16 protein-coding genes and 1 pseudogene are annotated in these 15,239 nt (G+C 65.5%); 8 read left to right on the plus strand and 9 right to left on the minus strand.

The window, feature by feature from the left end:
• Positions 1–122 precede the first annotated feature (122 nt).
• The 4 genes from ON20_RS07740 to ON20_RS07755 all read right to left on the minus strand — a co-directional run bounded on the left by ON20_RS07740 (position 123) and on the right by ON20_RS07755 (position 2,986).
• Positions 123–554: a hypothetical protein gene (locus tag ON20_RS07740; RefSeq protein ID WP_157228745.1), complete on the minus strand. Its 432-nt coding sequence runs from the start codon at positions 552–554 to the stop codon at positions 123–125.
• Between the two features lie 116 nt (positions 555–670).
• Complete coding sequence (locus ON20_RS37845) at positions 671–832, minus strand: hypothetical protein (RefSeq protein WP_218002466.1); 162 nt, start codon at positions 830–832, stop codon at positions 671–673.
• Between the two features lie 235 nt (positions 833–1,067).
• Positions 1,068–2,111 carry a fused (3R)-hydroxyacyl-ACP dehydratase subunits HadA/HadB gene (locus tag ON20_RS07750; protein ID WP_040834291.1) on the minus strand — a complete coding sequence of 348 codons (1,044 nt, stop codon included), beginning with the start codon at positions 2,109–2,111 and terminating at the stop codon, positions 1,068–1,070.
• Positions 2,112–2,122: 11 nt separating this feature from the next.
• Positions 2,123–2,986 (minus strand): cyclopropane mycolic acid synthase family methyltransferase, encoded by an 864-nt coding sequence (locus tag ON20_RS07755; protein WP_040834292.1) that lies wholly within the window; start codon positions 2,984–2,986, stop codon positions 2,123–2,125.
• Between the two features lie 1,030 nt (positions 2,987–4,016).
• Here ON20_RS07755 and ON20_RS07765 point away from each other — a divergent pair.
• Positions 4,017–4,924 (plus strand): annotated as a pseudogene (locus ON20_RS07765) (polysaccharide deacetylase family protein).
• A 670-nt stretch (positions 4,925–5,594) separates the two neighbouring features.
• Here the strand turns inward: ON20_RS07765 and ON20_RS07770 are convergent.
• Together ON20_RS07770 and ON20_RS07775 are read right to left on the minus strand one after the other, a co-directional pair.
• Positions 5,595–6,344, minus strand: a complete 750-nt coding sequence (locus ON20_RS07770; protein WP_040834294.1) for a hypothetical protein — start codon at positions 6,342–6,344, stop codon at positions 5,595–5,597.
• Positions 6,341–6,658 carry an SPW repeat protein gene (locus ON20_RS07775; RefSeq protein WP_245547099.1) on the minus strand — a complete coding sequence of 106 codons (318 nt, stop codon included), beginning with the start codon at positions 6,656–6,658 and terminating at the stop codon, positions 6,341–6,343. The genes ON20_RS07770 and ON20_RS07775 overlap by 4 nt, the downstream gene beginning before the upstream one ends.
• A gap of 227 nt (positions 6,659–6,885) precedes the next feature.
• On the opposite strand from ON20_RS07775, the gene ON20_RS07780 reads away from it, so the two are divergent.
• Together ON20_RS07780 and ON20_RS07785 are read left to right on the plus strand one after the other, a co-directional pair.
• Positions 6,886–7,449 (plus strand): TetR/AcrR family transcriptional regulator, encoded by a 564-nt coding sequence (locus ON20_RS07780; protein WP_040834295.1) that lies wholly within the window; start codon positions 6,886–6,888, stop codon positions 7,447–7,449.
• A gap of 169 nt (positions 7,450–7,618) precedes the next feature.
• Entirely contained in the window at positions 7,619–8,467 is an 849-nt protein-coding gene (locus ON20_RS07785) for an LLM class F420-dependent oxidoreductase (RefSeq protein WP_040834296.1), read from the plus strand.
• A gap of 198 nt (positions 8,468–8,665) precedes the next feature.
• Here the strand turns inward: ON20_RS07785 and ON20_RS07790 are convergent, their stop codons facing one another.
• Positions 8,666–9,376: a YwaF family protein gene (locus ON20_RS07790; RefSeq protein ID WP_040834297.1), complete on the minus strand. Its 711-nt coding sequence runs from the start codon at positions 9,374–9,376 to the stop codon at positions 8,666–8,668.
• A gap of 305 nt (positions 9,377–9,681) precedes the next feature.
• Here ON20_RS07790 and ON20_RS07795 point away from each other — a divergent pair, with 305 nt between their 5' ends.
• Positions 9,682–10,149 carry an SRPBCC family protein gene (locus ON20_RS07795; protein ID WP_157228746.1) on the plus strand — a complete coding sequence of 156 codons (468 nt, stop codon included), beginning with the start codon at positions 9,682–9,684 and terminating at the stop codon, positions 10,147–10,149.
• Between the two features lie 244 nt (positions 10,150–10,393).
• On the opposite strand, the gene ON20_RS07800 is transcribed toward ON20_RS07795, so the two are convergent.
• Positions 10,394–10,909, minus strand: coding sequence for a UCP032817 domain-containing protein (locus ON20_RS07800; RefSeq protein WP_438803389.1), 516 nt, complete (start codon positions 10,907–10,909; stop codon positions 10,394–10,396).
• A 19-nt stretch (positions 10,910–10,928) separates the two neighbouring features.
• Between ON20_RS07800 and ON20_RS37725 the strand changes: the two genes are divergently transcribed.
• Together ON20_RS37725 and ON20_RS07810 are read left to right on the plus strand one after the other, a co-directional pair.
• On the plus strand, positions 10,929–11,366 hold the full coding sequence (locus ON20_RS37725) for a hypothetical protein (RefSeq protein WP_218002467.1): 438 nt from the start codon (positions 10,929–10,931) through the stop codon (positions 11,364–11,366).
• Between the two features lie 459 nt (positions 11,367–11,825).
• Positions 11,826–12,140, plus strand: a complete 315-nt coding sequence (locus ON20_RS07810) for an SDR family oxidoreductase (RefSeq protein WP_281032853.1) — start codon at positions 11,826–11,828, stop codon at positions 12,138–12,140.
• Between the two features lie 112 nt (positions 12,141–12,252).
• Here the strand turns inward: ON20_RS07810 and ON20_RS07815 are convergent, their stop codons facing one another.
• Positions 12,253–12,972 carry a GNAT family N-acetyltransferase gene (locus tag ON20_RS07815; RefSeq protein ID WP_040834301.1) on the minus strand — a complete coding sequence of 240 codons (720 nt, stop codon included), beginning with the start codon at positions 12,970–12,972 and terminating at the stop codon, positions 12,253–12,255.
• 479 nt (positions 12,973–13,451) lie between these two features.
• Between ON20_RS07815 and ON20_RS38615 the strand changes: the two genes are divergently transcribed.
• On the plus strand, positions 13,452–13,784 hold the full coding sequence (locus ON20_RS38615; protein WP_245547101.1) for an amino acid permease C-terminal domain-containing protein: 333 nt from the start codon (positions 13,452–13,454) through the stop codon (positions 13,782–13,784).
• A 213-nt stretch (positions 13,785–13,997) separates the two neighbouring features.
• Positions 13,998–15,098 carry a hypothetical protein gene (locus ON20_RS07825; RefSeq protein WP_157228747.1) on the plus strand — a complete coding sequence of 367 codons (1,101 nt, stop codon included), beginning with the start codon at positions 13,998–14,000 and terminating at the stop codon, positions 15,096–15,098.
• The last annotated feature ends 141 nt before the right edge of the window (positions 15,099–15,239 follow it).

The raw sequence follows: 15,239 nt of genomic DNA on the forward strand, positions 1-15,239 counted from the left end.
TATCGGCCTCGGTGTCTCGGTGACGGCGGCGCAGATGCTCACGGTCGGCGCGGGCCTCGGCGCGCACGGCGGCGATGTCCTCGCGCAGCCGCGCCGGCTCACCGCCACGCGGGTGGGGAGGCCTATGCGCGGTTCTGAAGGACTTTGCCCAGTCGCAACGCGACGTCCTGACGCCTGTCCGGGTCGCTGATGTTTGCCTTGATACCGCAGAAATCGCCGCTGTGGCATGGGAACCACAGCTCGCCGTGGAGGTTTGCGTAAGTGGCCTCGGTGCCGAACCCGCTCACCGTTCCCCCGACCTCGGCTACGATTTCGTACTGTGCGGCGGGCAGTACCGTTGCGTGGATCGCCTCCACGAGGCCGTCCTTTTCGCCCGCGGTCGAGGACCAGACGCATCCGCCGAGCAGGTAGTCGTGCTGGCCGCCGTCATGCGGGCCGATCTCCTGGGCGACCTCGCTGTCGGTGAGGCGAGCACCAAGTGATCGAGCCGTGGACAAACCGAGGCGGGTGCCCTGACCGAACCACCGCCAAGATATGGCGGGCACCCTGCACATCACCGGGCTCCCCTGGCCGTCACCACCGCGGCGGGACCCGGTTGAAGACCTCGTGCGCACCGGCCATCTCTTGCCCTATATGGGTCGAAGGCCCGAAATCGTCGTACGGCGCGGCATCACGCTCGCGTACGGTCGAAGGTCAGGCGAGCGATGCGGCCGTCGACCTCGTAGGTCAGCGTGTGGTAGCGCGGGACCGCCTCGGCGGGTGCGGCGGCATGACGGTATGGCGAGTCTTGCCCGGTAGTGGCGTCACGACGCCACGGTGCTGCTCGATCCATGCGCAGGACGTTACACAAAATCCGCTCGAAGTCGTTGACCTCGGCATATCCGATCAGCGCCGGTCGACTGTTCGGAATCGGACCGGCCACCATCAGGTGACGTTTTCGTGCCGCCTCACAGAAGGGGTCCGGGCGCCGAAGGCCCCGCGATCGTTGTTCACTGTCGCGGCCTGGATGGTGATGTCCTCACCGTTCCGGTCGATCGCGGGGTTCGGTGCTGTTCCTGGGATGGTGTTCAGCGCAGCCGGATGGTCGCGATTGCCCGGCCGAAGACGCGTTTGCCCGCCGATTCGGCGGAGACGGCGACGGTCGCGGTGCGCCGAACCGGGTCGAGGGACCTGACCGTTGCGGCGATGTGGACCTCCGCCGGCGCGGTCGAGGGCACGAAGACCGGACTGGTGAATCGCACACTGTATTCCCGCAGTGCGCCGGGATCGCCCGCCCAGCGGGTCAAGGCCTCGGTACTGGCCCCCATCGTCAACATCCCGTGGGCGACCACGTCATCCAGTCCGGCCAACGCGGCGATATGGTCGCTCCAGTGCAGCGGGTTCGGATCGCCCGAGACTCCGGCATAGTTCACCAGGTCACCGCGAGCCACCCGGAGGCGCTGAGCGGGTAGCCGGTCGCCGACGGCCACACTGTCGAATGAGCGATCCGGGCGTGGGATGTATTCGGCCGTCGCGGCGGCCGAATAATCGGCCAGGGTACCCTCGGCCGGTTGTAGCTCGCTGCCCATCGAGGGAATCTCGCCGCTACCGGTCATTATGGCCTGCGCTGCCCGCCCGAGGTCGTCGTGCCTCGAGCTGTCGGACGCTGTCACCGCTGTGGTCCATCCTGTCTGTACGGGTGTGTTCGTCTGGTCGACGATCACGCTCGCGAAGATCAGCCGGTCCTGCCCGTGGCTGCGCCGGTAGCTCTCCAAGCCGATCAGGCAGGACAACCGGTCGCCGACGCGGACCGGACGGTGCGCCAGAATCCGCTGCTCGGTGTGCAGCATCTGCGCCGGTTTCTCATCATCGATGATCTCCTCGAGCAGGCGCCGCTGTGCGCGAGCACCGAGCACAGCGGTGAAGGTGAACGGTGCGACCAGCGCGGGGTGACCGAGTTCGGAGGCGGCTTTTTCCCGATAGTGTGCTGGATGGGTGGCCTGGACCGCACGTGCGAATTCGCGGACCTTCTCCCGTTCCACTTCGTAGCTGCCCGAAAGCCGATACATGTGTCCGGTCAGTGCTGCCGCGCCGGCGCTACCGGGGTCGCTGCTCACAGATATGCTTTGCATGGGCCCTTCCTCTACTTCTTGGCGAGGCTGAACTGCATGACGTCGAGGTAACCCTCGCGGAACAAGCGGACGCAGCCGCTGAGATATTTCAGGTAGGTGTCATAGGTTTGGCGTGAGGTCAGCGCGATCGCTTCGTCGCGATGTTCTGCCAGCGCATGTGCCCAATGCTCCAGAGTGGGGGCGTAATTCGGTCCGAGTTGATGGACGCGCTCGACCTCGAATCTCGCCGTGCGCGCGTGGTCGAGCACCCATTCCCGCTCCGGTAACTGGCCACCGGGAAAGATTTCGCAGGCGAGGAATCTGTAGAACTCGAGTATCTCGCGGTTGTACGGCAGCCCTTTGGCTCGGACCTCGTGCCGGTGGTAGTACACGATCGTATGCAACAGCATCCGTCCATCGGTGGGCAACAGGTCGTAACACTTGTCGAAAAACGCCTCATAACGCTCGCGCCGGAAGTGTTCGAACGCGCCGATGCTGACGATGCGGTCGACCGGCTCGTCGAAACCTTCCCAGCCCTGCAGTAGCACCCGGCCGCGCCGGGGACCCGAATGCGCCTCGAGCAGGCCGTTCACGTGGTTGTACTGGTTGCGGCTCAAGGTCAGCCCGATCACGTTCACGTCGTAACACTGCATGGCGCGCATGATCGTCGACCCCCAACCGCATCCTATGTCGAGCAATGTCATGCCGGGGCGCAGTTCGCATTTCCCCAGGGCCAGATCAATTTTGGCCAGCTGAGCTTCCTCGAGAGTCATCCCATCGCGTTCGAAGTACGCGCAACTATATGTCCGGGTCGGATCCAGAAAGAGCGCGAAGAAATCGTCGGATAGGTCGTAATGCGACTGAACATCCGAATAAAAAGGCGTCAAATCCTTCACGCTTGTTCCCTTCTTCGGGACAACATCGTCTTCGCCGGCCGGTCATCTGGTGAAAGGTGCGTGGAACAAGAGCATCGAAACGACCTCCCGCACGGAACCCGGGAGTCACCGTGAGTGTATACCCGCCGTTCGCAGGTTCTCCACGCCCCCGGGCGGTGTCATACCGATATCGCAGGCCATATCAGCGAGTGGTTCGTAACAGAGCCCGCCGGAAGCGCCGAAGCCCAGGTCCGGCCGGCGCGGTATCGACGCGTCGATCGGCCTGGTGTCCGCCGCGGGCCTCGAACCGCGCCAACAACTCCGCGTAGCGCGCGGCTTCGGCTCCATCGGACCGTCGGCGCCCAGTTCTGTCTCCGCATTGCGCGATCGGGCCTCCAGCTCCCGCATGTCGGCCAACGCCGGATCGATCGCATCGGCGACGGTCGCGGTGCCCGGCGGTTCGAATGTTTGTGCCGGATAGCCGATCCCGCCGGGGGTCGAGACGCTTACCTCACCGTTATCGGGCCGTTCTCGCGCAGCGAGCAGCTTCGGCAGGGTGGATTGGCCGACCCGTTGCCACCGGCGACGCCGACCGTTCCGCCCGGCCGGATCGAAAGCGATGCCCGGTCCGGAACGATGCGGTCGCCGTAGCGTTTGCCGGTTTCGGAGAGAGCGAGTTGAGCAGCGGTGAGCATGAACGTCCTCCTGTCTTCGGTATACGGCTGTGATCACGAGAACCCCCCGCCGGTGGTTCGGCGTCCGTTGGAAGACGTGGTGGAAGAGGAACGCGGAGGCAGGTTCGACAGATGAGCGGCGCTCGACGCGTCCGAGTGTGATTACAGGAAGAACAACAAAACACCCATGAAGTGCATTAAATTATCGGCGCAGCATTTCGACTGTCAACCCGTGTTTCCCCGTGCCCCGCACGGCAGTACGGCGTGACCGGTGGAGCAGTGCCGCGGGCTGCGTCCGGACATCGCCGCCATATGCGACACCCGTACCGAGGTGCGGCTGCTTTTCGATCGCTGACCGGAAAAGGGAGTTGCGCATGATGAGCAAGAAGATCCAGATCACTGTCGGAGTTGATGTCGATTCCTGTGCCGGATGGCTCGGTTCCTACGGCGGCCAGGATTCGCCCAACGACATGCAACGCGGGGTTTTCGCCGGCGAGGTCGGTGTCCCCCGTATGCTCCGGCTGCTCGAGCGCCGCGGAATCACGAGTACTTGGTTCTGGCCCGGGCATTCCATCGAGACCTTTCCTGCGCAGGCGCAGATGTGCGTCGACGCGGGACACGAGATCGGCGCCCACGGGTACAGCCACGAGAACCCACGTTCACTCACCCCGAGCAGGAACGCGATGTCATGTCGAAGAGTGTGGAACTCATCGACAGATTCTGTGGCCTACGCCCGCGCGGCTACGTCGCCCCGTGGTGGGAGATGAGCGAGCACACCGCTTCGATCCTCGCCGAATACGGGTTCTCCTACGACCATTCCCAGAACTACAACGACTTCGTCCCCTTCTACGCCCGGGTCGGCGATAAGTGGACGCCCATAGACACCGCCAGGCCGGCCGCGCACTGGATGAAGCCATTCGAACACGGAAAAGAAATCGATCTGGTCGAATTCTGTGGCAACTGGTACGTCGACGACCTGCCTCCCATGATGTTCATCAAGAGACACCCCAACTCGCACGGATTCGTCAACCCCCGTGATATCGAGCAGATGTGGAACGACCAGTTCGACTGGGTCTTCCGAGAGTTGGACTACGCTGTTATCCCGATGACCCTGCATCCGGATGTATCCGGACGGCCACAGGTACTTCTCATGCTCGAGCGCCTGCTGGACCGCTGGGCATCGTTCGACGGTGTCGAGTTCGTCCCAATGGCCGAGGCTGCCGAGGAATTCAGGAAACGCTACCCGTTCGACCGGCCGGACCGACCGGAATGTATCGGCCGTTGACGCATTGGAACCGGACCTGCACTCCCGACACCGGGGCCCGCGGTATTCGTCGACCACAGCGTGATCGACACCTCGGGTTCAAAACCCTCACCTCCGGGCAACCGGTGGCGTTCACTGTCGCAGACACCGGACGCGGGCCCGAGGCCACCCGGGTCGTCCCCTACACCCGCACCACCCGCCCATCCCGGAGGGCCGCTCCCGCGTTGGTAACCGGGTGCGCCGGCCTCGATGCCGCTACCACGCACCGTGACCCCGTCCGGCTCCCGGTAGCGGTATGGCAGCGTGCCGTGCCACTGCCGTGCGCGTCGCGCACGTGGAACTCGATCGCGATGCCACACCCTCACCGCTGATCCGCGCCAGGGTTCGACCACGCCACAACCCCACTCACCCGCCCACCGGCCCTGCCCACCGGCGCGGCGCACAACCACCGCAGACCTCCTCCCGCAGCAACTGGCCGAAAGGACCACTATGACAGCAACAACTCATGCCATCGGTCGTCCGAGCCGTACTCCCCACGCCGCGGCTCCGTATCGGACACGCACGGCCGCAACCGATTTCGACGACGCGCTGGTGGTGCACCGGCCCGAATCCAGCCCCTGCAATCCTGGTGGGACACCATCATGAACCCGCCCACCGATCTGCCGGCCGAGTCCCGTCCTACGTCCGCTGGTCAGCGCCGCGAGACGCCCGGCCATCCCAGTGGAAACTCGACGCGGCCGACATGAATATCGGCGACCAGGTCGGCGTAGCCTTCGCGGACCTGGCCGAGGTGGAACCACGCTGTACGACGTAGCCGCACGTCATCGGAGTGGCGCACGGTCCACCACGCGTCGACGAACCGCTCGGCGATATGGTCGATCACCTGCCCGAGCGAGTGGGTGTGGTTGCGCACCTCGGGGTGGCGTGGCAGATGTCGTACTCGCCATGCGTCGATGTGTTCGACCACCTTCGTGATCTGTCGGCGCAGATTCACTTCGTCGAAGCCGGGGCCGTCGCGGCGTGGACCCAGCTCAACGGCCAGCAGTGCGGCCCGCAGGACACCCAGTTCGCGGGCAAGACCGACCAATTCCGGCCCCCCTTCGGGGTCGAGGTGGCCGGATATCGCTGCCAGCAGCTGTTCGGGGGAAAGCAGCCCCGCGGGACCGCTTTCCCGAGGGCCGTGCGGTGACCCGAGGGTCGCTTGCCCCGAGCCCGGGTAATCCGCGCCGACATGTTCCGGTGCGTGCTTGGCAGGGTCCGCGGCGGCGCCTTGCCGCTGCGGGGCAACGCCCTGGTGGTCGGGGGATTCCATGCCGAATTCGCCGGTTGCTGTGGTTGTGGTGTCATCGGCCGATGCGGCCGGTGGCGCATAGGTCCACTCGGCCGCGGTCGGCGTCCACCCCCACGATCGCATAGCGAGAGCTCGGTCGTCGGTGGTCATGCCGCGACACCGGACGGGGGGCTTTGGTCGGGGGTCGCGGGTTCACGCTGCTGGAGCTGTCGCAGCCGATATGTCACCAATTCGTTCACCCGAGTGGTTTCGGCGACATGGTCCGCCTCGTCGTTCACGTAGGCCGTACCCGCCGCCAGGGCGATGAGCAGGCCGGTGGTCCAGGCCACCCACGCCGCGGCGTCGCCGGCGAACCCGCCCACCCACGGCGCCATGAACAGCATGAGTCCGATGACCGACAGGGCCCAGTGGTCCTTGGCAGGGTTTCGTGCGAGCAAGGACCACATTGCGTAGATGGCGGTCAACGCGCCCAATCCGAGTGTGAGACCGGCGCCGGCCGCGCTCGTGTCGACCCGTGCGGGGTCGAAGCGGCCACCAGTCCCAGGGTCAGTGTTCCCCAGCCGACGATTCGGTTCCTATCTATAGTCCGCATGCCACTCCTTCCAATCGAAACGCTACACGTAGCGTAGCGTAATTGATTGGCATAATGGTTCCGGTTGTGAGGAACGAAACACAAAGGCAAGGAGATCCGATGGCCGACGAGCCGGCACCTCGTGACGAACGGATCACCACCGCGACATTGGAACTGCTCCGCGCCAAAGGGCCCAGAGCCGTGACGATCGAGGCTGTGGCCGCGCTATCCGGGGTGGCGAAAACAACGATCTATCGCCGATACAGCAACCGCGGTGAAATGCTCACCGCCTCGTTGAGCTCTGTCGCCGAACCGGAGTCCCCCGCGGATACCGCGACACTGTCGAAGGTCGTGCAGTGGGTCGTCGAGCAATCCCTCCACGTTGTGGAGTCGAGTATCGGAGCCGGTGGGGTCGCCGCCCTCCTCACCGACGACGATCCGGAATTCACCACGCTGATCCGCTCACTGCTCGTACAACACCGCCGCCATCTGTCCGCCGCGCTGCGACAAGCGCTCGACGACGAGAGCCCACGGTCCGGCCTCGACGTCGAGACACTTCTGGATATGATCGTCGGCGCCTACCTTGCAGAGGTCGCACGCAGCGGCAGCGTCCGGCCCGGATGGAGCGAGCGGGTAGTTTCCATCCTCGGCCCGACAATCGCGGCCGGCGGTCCGAGCCGTTGATTCGGCATCGGTTGCCGACGGGTCCCGCGCCGGCAACCGTCACGGTCTCTCCCGGCGCGTTGCCGGGACACGCCGCCGCTCGTCTAGTAGGTAGCTACATCCCGGCAATGGGATGGCGTGCGGAGGTTCGGCTTGACCTGGAGCGCACTCCGACTCCTAGCCTGTGGTCATGCGATTCGCATTCAAGACCTCACCACAGGAAACCACCTGGGCCGACATGCTGGCCGTCTGGCGTGCCGCCGACGGCATCGAGATCTACGAATCCGGATGGACCTTCGACCACTTCTATCCGATCTTCTTCGACTCCACCGGGCCATGCCTGGAGGGCTGGACCACCCTGACCGCACTGGCCCAGGCCACCGAACGCTTGCGACTCGGCACGATGGTGACCGGTGTGCACTACCGACACCCCGCGGTGCTGGCCAACATGGCCGCCGCCCTCGACATCATCTCCGGTGGTCGTCTCGAGCTCGGCATCGGCGCCGGCTGGAACGAGGAGGAATCCGGTGCCTATGGCATCCCGCTCGGCAGCATCACCGAACGCCTCGACCGGTTCGAGGAGGCCTGCCAAGTGCTCATAAAACTGTTGAGCCAGGAGACAACGGATTTCGACGGCAAGTTCTACCAGCTAACCGGCGCGCGCAATGAACCCAAGGGCCCGCAGCGCCCACATCCCCCGATCTGTATCGGCGGTAACGGTGAGAAACGCACCCTCCGCATCACCGCCCGCTACGCCCAGCACTGGAACTTCGTCACCGGAACTGTCGAGGAATTCGCCCGCAAACGCGACGTGCTGGCAGCGCACTGCGCCGACATCGGCCGCGATCCGAAAGAGATCATGCTCTCGGCGCAGAAACGGCTGGACCACCGGCTCGACTACAGAGAGGTCATCGATTGGGCCGCCGCGCTGGGCGCCGAGGGCCTGGAACTCGCAATCATCTACCTGCCGACACCGCACGACCCGGCCGTGCTGGAGCCGCTGGCGGAGGCCATTCGGGATTCCGGGCTCGCCTCATGAACCGCGCCGGCGGGTCGGGCGCACCGCAGCCGTCGGGACCGAGTGCGAGTTCGGCGGAACGAAACCTTGCGGGCTTGTGTCCAAGGATGCCGGCGCCGACCACAGCGGTCACGGCGCACAAGGCGACGCCGTCGGCGGCTGCATGCCACACCGATCCGCGACTTCGCCGTCGGGTCGAAGGTTCGACGCGCGGATCACCTACCGGAGGTTGCTCGACGAGACACCGGCCCGGACCCAGGGCCAGGTCATCAACGCCCATACGGCGAGCAACAGGACTGTCACGGTGCCCAGGTACCAGGGCCATGGTCCGAGTACATCCAGTAGCGACGGGGTCGAGGGTTTTCGGTTGACGAAACCGTAGTCGGTGTCGGCGAGGGAATTGAAGGCGAAGGTGACCGCGACCCACGCTACGGTCGCCACCACGGCGAACCGGTAGTCGCGCCAGTCCGGGTGCATACCCACACCCCAGGTCAAGTAGATCGCCGCCCAGACGACCAGCAGGTGAATCGCCCAGAAGGCCAGAAACTCGTAATGCGGGAAGTCGGGGCTCTCCAACGCCGGTGACAGGAGTGCCTGTGTGCTCAAGGTAAGGCACCAGTAGTAGGTCAGCGCGTACGGCCGGCGCCGGTGTGACCACAGTGCGTAGCCGGCGACGAGGGTCGCGAGATCGGTCAGGCGCAGCGGAACCGAGCGGCCGATCGTCGGAGGGAAGAGCGTGGAGAGGTAGATCACCACGTACAGCATCAGTGTCACCGCGCCGAACGCCCGGCCGAAACGGCGCGCGGTGCGAGTGTTTCGCTGTTTTCGTCCGATCAGGACGACCGACAGAGCCCCCGCTGCGAATACGGCGAGCACGGCCCAGTGCGACGGTCCGTATGCGGAGAAGTCCCTCGCCGTTGGTGGCTGCACGCCTGGCTACTCTAGTGGTGCCGTACGGCCTCACCTGGCTCATCGGGAAACGACACCGGCGCAGGGTGACGGTCCGGCGCCGGTTCGCTCGAGAATGGGGGATATCACCTATGACCGGTCGATTCGGCGTCCAGGGGTTGTCGTCGGCGGCGGCCTGCCTGCATCCGCGGGAAGTGCCGAGTTGCCGGGCACCGGCCTTCACTATTGCTCATCGCGAGAAACGGCCCGAGAATCATCGAGCATGAGTAAACGAAGACTTCGAGAGGGGCAGAGCGTGAGCATCTTCGGAGAACGGCGAGGTGTCCGTGGCGCGTAGAACCTTTCGTCAGGATGTGCCCATCGCGGCTCCCGCGGAGGCGGTGCGCGACCGGCTGGTTCGGTTGATGAACGACATGCTCGCACTCGACCCGTTGGCGGTCTCGGCCACGAGCGTCCTGAGCGAGACGACGACCGACGGCGCCACTGTGGAACACTTTCTGGTACGCGACCGAATGATGTTCGGTCCGCTGCCGATCACCTTCACGTACCGGAGCCGGGTGTCGCTCGACGCCGAGGGAGTGATCGAATACCACACCCGTGTTCCGCCGGGCATCCGCCTGCACACCACGCTATGGTGCGAACCTGATGGTGACGGGGTCGTAGTTCGAGAGCGGATCGACGTCACCGCCGCCCGCGTGCTCATGAAAACGGTTCATACGGGTGTCGTCTCGGCTCAAACGGCGGTGTTGGCGAAACTCAAAGAGTCGATGGAACGGACTTCGTCCGCTACGTGAGTGGAGCGTAGCGGTGGTAATGCGGTCCGGCGGATGGCAGCCTCCGAGGCGCGACCGCCCGCTGATGGCGGCTGCTCCGGGTAGGGCGCCACCGTAGGCGATTTCGCCGCACTGGACCGGAAGGCCACCGCGGCGTGCGATATCACCGTCTACTGGCTGTTCGACCTCACCGGCGCAGACATCGAGTGGCAGGTGCTCGCCCGGCGCGCCCAAGAGGAGGTCACCGCGCGCTGCTTGAAGTGCGTCATCGGGAAGCGAGGGTGCGCGCCAGTTCGGCCTCGATGGCCACGACCCGGTCGGTGTCGATGCCCCACGGGCGCTCGACACCAACCCGTCGGTCCAGATCCCACAGCACGCATTCTTCGCCCGGAGCCGCCACGAACGACCACGCGACCACGGTGCGGCCGAGCTGTTCGGCCATGGTGCCGTGCGCGGGGCTCGGCGGTCCGGCACCTTCCGGAAAGTGGTGCAGGAAGCGGCCGTAGGCACTCGCGCAGAACTCGGCGTAGCGCATGGTGCACAGGATGAATCCGTGCCATGCCTCGTCCACCGCATGCGACGGCATGCCGATCACCTGGTCGTCGCGCATGGCGGCGCCGCAACAGAGCAGCCACTGCCGCAGGCCCTTGTCCACCAGTTCCCGTGGCTGCCAGGGGCAGGTTTTGTAGACGGCCTCGGGCAGTTCCAGCGCGTCGACGGTGGCGCGTACGGTCGCCAGGTCGATCTCGCGCGCCGGGGATAGACGGAATCTGAACCTCACCACAATTCACTGTACGTGCGTGTCGATGTGCCGCTACCGTTTTGACATGAGCGCACTCATCGTTCTGTTCGTCGTGCTGATGGTGCTGCTCCTCGTGGCGGTTCCGATTATCGTCGCAGTTGTCATCACTCGCTCGATCCGCTCGCTGTCCGATCGGTTCCTGCCGCCGTCACTCAATGGTGTGTGGCGCGGCGGATACCGAAACGGCGGATATTACGAAGGGACTTCCACCGATCCGTTCTGGGCGGCCGGCGGAGCCGGTCCGGTCGGCGGGTCCGACCAGCCGGGCGGCTGTGGCGGCGGGCATCATCACCACCACCACGACCATCATCACCACGGCGGCAGTTGTGGCGGAGGAAGTGGTTCCGGCTGTGGTGGCGGCAGCAGTTCCGGCTGTGGCGGAGGAAGTGGTTCCAGCTGTGGCGGCGGTGGTAGCAGCTGCGGCGGCGGTTCTTGACACAGGATTCGACCTGATCTCGACCTCAGGTTCACGCTGATCCTCGTTCGAGGACGGCAGGGAACAGCGAAGGGCACACATCCGGGTAAGGAGTCGACAGGCCGAGCGCGATATGACCGCAACCGGCCCGCGAGCGCTTCACCGATCGCGGTGCACGTGATGTCCTGCCGGTCGTAGGAGACCGGCAGGAAGACAGACCGCGTGATCGCGGCCGGACCCCCGCCGGTATCGGCGCGGGAGCGGTCCGGCCGGGCATTGTGCCGGACGACGTCGTCGAGACCGCCGCCCGGAATGTTCCATAGACCGGCGTGTTCGGCGATCACTCGCTGACCGCGCTGGTCCGGCGGTGTCAGCCGCTGGGAACGCGGCATGCGGTCCGGTTGCGGCATTATCGGCGGTCCTGTTCCGGGCGGCCGGGAAATACTGTTGCCAGGTGGAACGGATATGGCGTAGCTGCCGGTGAGGCCGCTATCGGCGTGCCGGTCGAACCGACGCCTCCCTATCTCGAGCAGCGGCAAGGCCGCTTTGGTCAACTTCACCAGGTCGATCGCTTTTCACCTGGTGGAGAATGGTATCCGTGCGAATGTGGTGGCCCCCGGCCCCACCTGGACCGTGCTCGACATCGCTGCCCGGAACATGCCGGAGGAAGGCCTTGCCCAACTCGGCAGCGAAGGCCCGATGGGACGCGGGCCGCAACGGAAGGAGATAGCACCGGTATATGTGTACCTGGCCTCCGACGCGGACCCCGGCCACACCGTGGGCGAGGTCATCTGACCACTACCCGCCGACCTCACCCGATGACACCGAACCAAACGGGTGGCGGCCGGGCCCTTCAGGGTTTCGGGAGCATCCCATCGCTCGCACCCATCCCCGGTGTCGGAGACTGTCATGGTGTGCGGAACCCCCGGAAGGTCACGTGCTTGCGGGTCCGGAAACCGAGCCGTTCATAGAGGGCGATCGCGGCGGTGTTCGCCTCGGCCACGTGCAGGAAGGGCCGTTCGCCGCGGGCCTCGATACGTGCGGCCAGTGCGTTGACCAGGCGGGTGGCGTGACCTTGTCCGCGTGCCTCGGGCGCGGTGCATACGGCGCTGATCTCGGTCCATCCCGGTGGCCGGAGTCGTTCGCCGGCCATCGCCACCAATGTGCCGTTGTCACGGACACCGAGGTAGGTGCCGAGTTCGTGGGTGCGCGGCCGGAACGGTCCCGGTCGGGTCCGCGCGATGAGGTCGAGCATCTCGGGCATGCTGCCCACGTCCAACTCGACCACGCCGGTGACGGTCCCGGCAGGTGGGTTGTCGGTGGGGCGGATCATCTGGCGGCCGTCGAGGACGAAGACCGGCTCCCAGTCCGACGGCGGGGTGGTCGTCCCGCTGAACATGTCGGCGAGCTCGCCCCGTCCGAGCAGCCGGGCCAGGTCGGCCCACTGTTCCGGATCGGGGTCGGCGGTCACCGCGGCGAAGGTCGCGACCTCCGGTAGGTAGGTGACAGCCCGACCCAGTCGGCGGGCGAGGTGTGCGTGGTGACCGCGTAGTGAGCCGCCCACCGGGTCGTCCAGTGCGGCGGCGTCACGGTCTACCGTCGTGCTGCACCCATCGTTATTCGTCACGTCGCGAGTATGCAGGGACTCGCTGCAATGCCGCGCATCGGCTCTCGACCTCGGTCACGCAGCGGATGTCGAGCAGGACCGCATCGATCCCGGGCGGTCACAGTTCGCAGGCCGGCGTCAGTCCGGTCGGGCCTGCGCCGGCAATGACCGCTCGGGGATGTTCCGCCTCGTCGCCTCGACGGATGGCTGTGTGGTCGGCCTCGCTTCGTTCAGAGGGAGATCCCATGCTCCGCTCCGTCTGGCGAGCATTGTTCGCCGGCCGGAAGTTGGATTTTTGTTCCGGCCCGTCAATAGATCGAGCAGTATTTACCGAGTGCATCGCCGGCGGGGTCGGGCGTAAGCCCGGAGAGGTCGAGTTCCAGATGCTTCACGGCATCCGCGACGACGAACAGCGTCCCTGGTCACCGACGGCCGTGGCCGGGGACGTCGAGCGAACCCGAGCAACCCGCGTCGGCGCATACCGAGTGCGGAGAAGTACTGTGGCGGAGCTGACCAACATCGGCATCCTGATGGCTTTTATCGTGGTCAGCGTCGCGGTGATCGTGCTGCGCTACCGACGACCCCGCGCGCCACGCTGGTTCCCGCTGCCGCTGATGCCGGCGGTGCCGATCGTGGGTATCTGCTTCTCGGTACATCCGATCTGGTCACTGCCGTGGCAGACCTGGGTGCGCTTCGCCACCTGGCTGGTGCTCGGCCCGGCCATCTACTTCGTGTACTCACGCACGCACTCCACGCCGGCGCACACCGAATCGGGAGGTGAAACCGCGGTCGTCGCCGGACCTGTCCGAGCGCCGGGGTCGGTGCGGGCGTGATCACCTTCGCGGACCGCCGGCCCGTTGCGCAAACCTACTGATGGAAAACGCCGGAAACACCGTTGGCGAGATAGGCGCTTGTCAGCGCCTCCGATGTAGGCCGGAGGGTTTCGCGTGTCGGACGACAGGGTGGTCTCTGTCGTGCGATGTCGTCGGATCGCCGGTACGCTCCGCCTGGAATACCATCCGAGTTACCGGTCGGAAGAGAGAGCCGTGAACGACTGTCGGAAGATCCACTTCGTCGGCAGCCTGCCACCAGATCTGGACAGTCCCGTCAAAGCAATGGAGTTCGTGAAGTCGACTGCAGGAGAGTTCTTCGATGGGCTGATGCCCGGCGGGGAAGCATATCCGGAACGTGCGACATGGTATGTCCGGCCGATCACCGACCGATTCGCCGAACATTCGGCAGTGGAGTTGGTTCGCCGCGGCGACTGGTCCGGTGTGGCCGCACGCAACGTGTATAGAGTGCGTGCGGGACATTCGCTGCGAGAAGCCGATCTGGAGGAGAAGCTCGGGTATCTGGCCGAGACTCTCGCTGCACTGCCGGCGTTCGAGTCGATCAAAACCACCATGCCCGGCATCCGTTTCAAGGTCGCCGTGCCCTCTCCGTTCGTTCTGTCGTTCATTGCCTTCGATCGTCGTGCACTGCTGTTCTACAGCCGTTCCGCACCACGGGGCGAACGGGTCTTTCCCTGGTATAAGCCGCTCGTCGAAGCATCCGTCCGGCAGATAACCAGAATTCACGACAGAATGGGTGGCGACGTCGTGTTCCAACTGGAGCTTCCCGGCGAAACCGCGCTCTGTGCGATGCTGCCGGCGCCGATGCGCCGACTGGTCGCTCATCGCGCGGGCCGTGCTGTCTCGTCGATCGTGGCACAGGCACCGCATCGGGCTCGTATCGGGATCCATTTGTGCTACGGCAGTCTCAATAATACGCCTGCGACCGTACCCCGCTCGACGGCAGGTGTCGTCGCGCTTGCGAATGCCATCGCGCGGTACTGGCCCACCGGTCGCCACCTCGATTTCGTCCACCTTCCCATGGCCGATGGACCACGCCCTCCCCTCGAACCGGACTACTACACACACCTCGGGCGGCTTTCGCTACCGGCCGAGACCCGTGTCGTCGCCGGGATATCCCACGCCCATCAATCTCTGGATGTTCAGCGGCAAGCGCTGGACCTGGCCGAGGACGCCATCGGACACACACTCGACATCGCGGCCCCATGCGGTCTGGGCCGGTACCCGGATGCCGACACGGCCCGGGCGGTGGTGAAGCACTCGGTCACCCTGGCGCAGAAGTCATCCACCGTCTGAAGGGTACGGGCGAGTACCAAACCTATTTCGCCAACAGTGTTTCCGGCGGTTCCCATCGGCCGGTTCGGGTGGTGGGCCGGTGGTCGGCGAAGGTGGCCGGAGCGGACCCGCGACCGGGTCACACTCCACACGAGGAGCGCC

Source organism: Nocardia brevicatena NBRC 12119 (genome assembly GCF_000308495.1).
Classification (GTDB): domain Bacteria; phylum Actinomycetota; class Actinomycetes; order Mycobacteriales; family Mycobacteriaceae; genus Nocardia; species Nocardia brevicatena.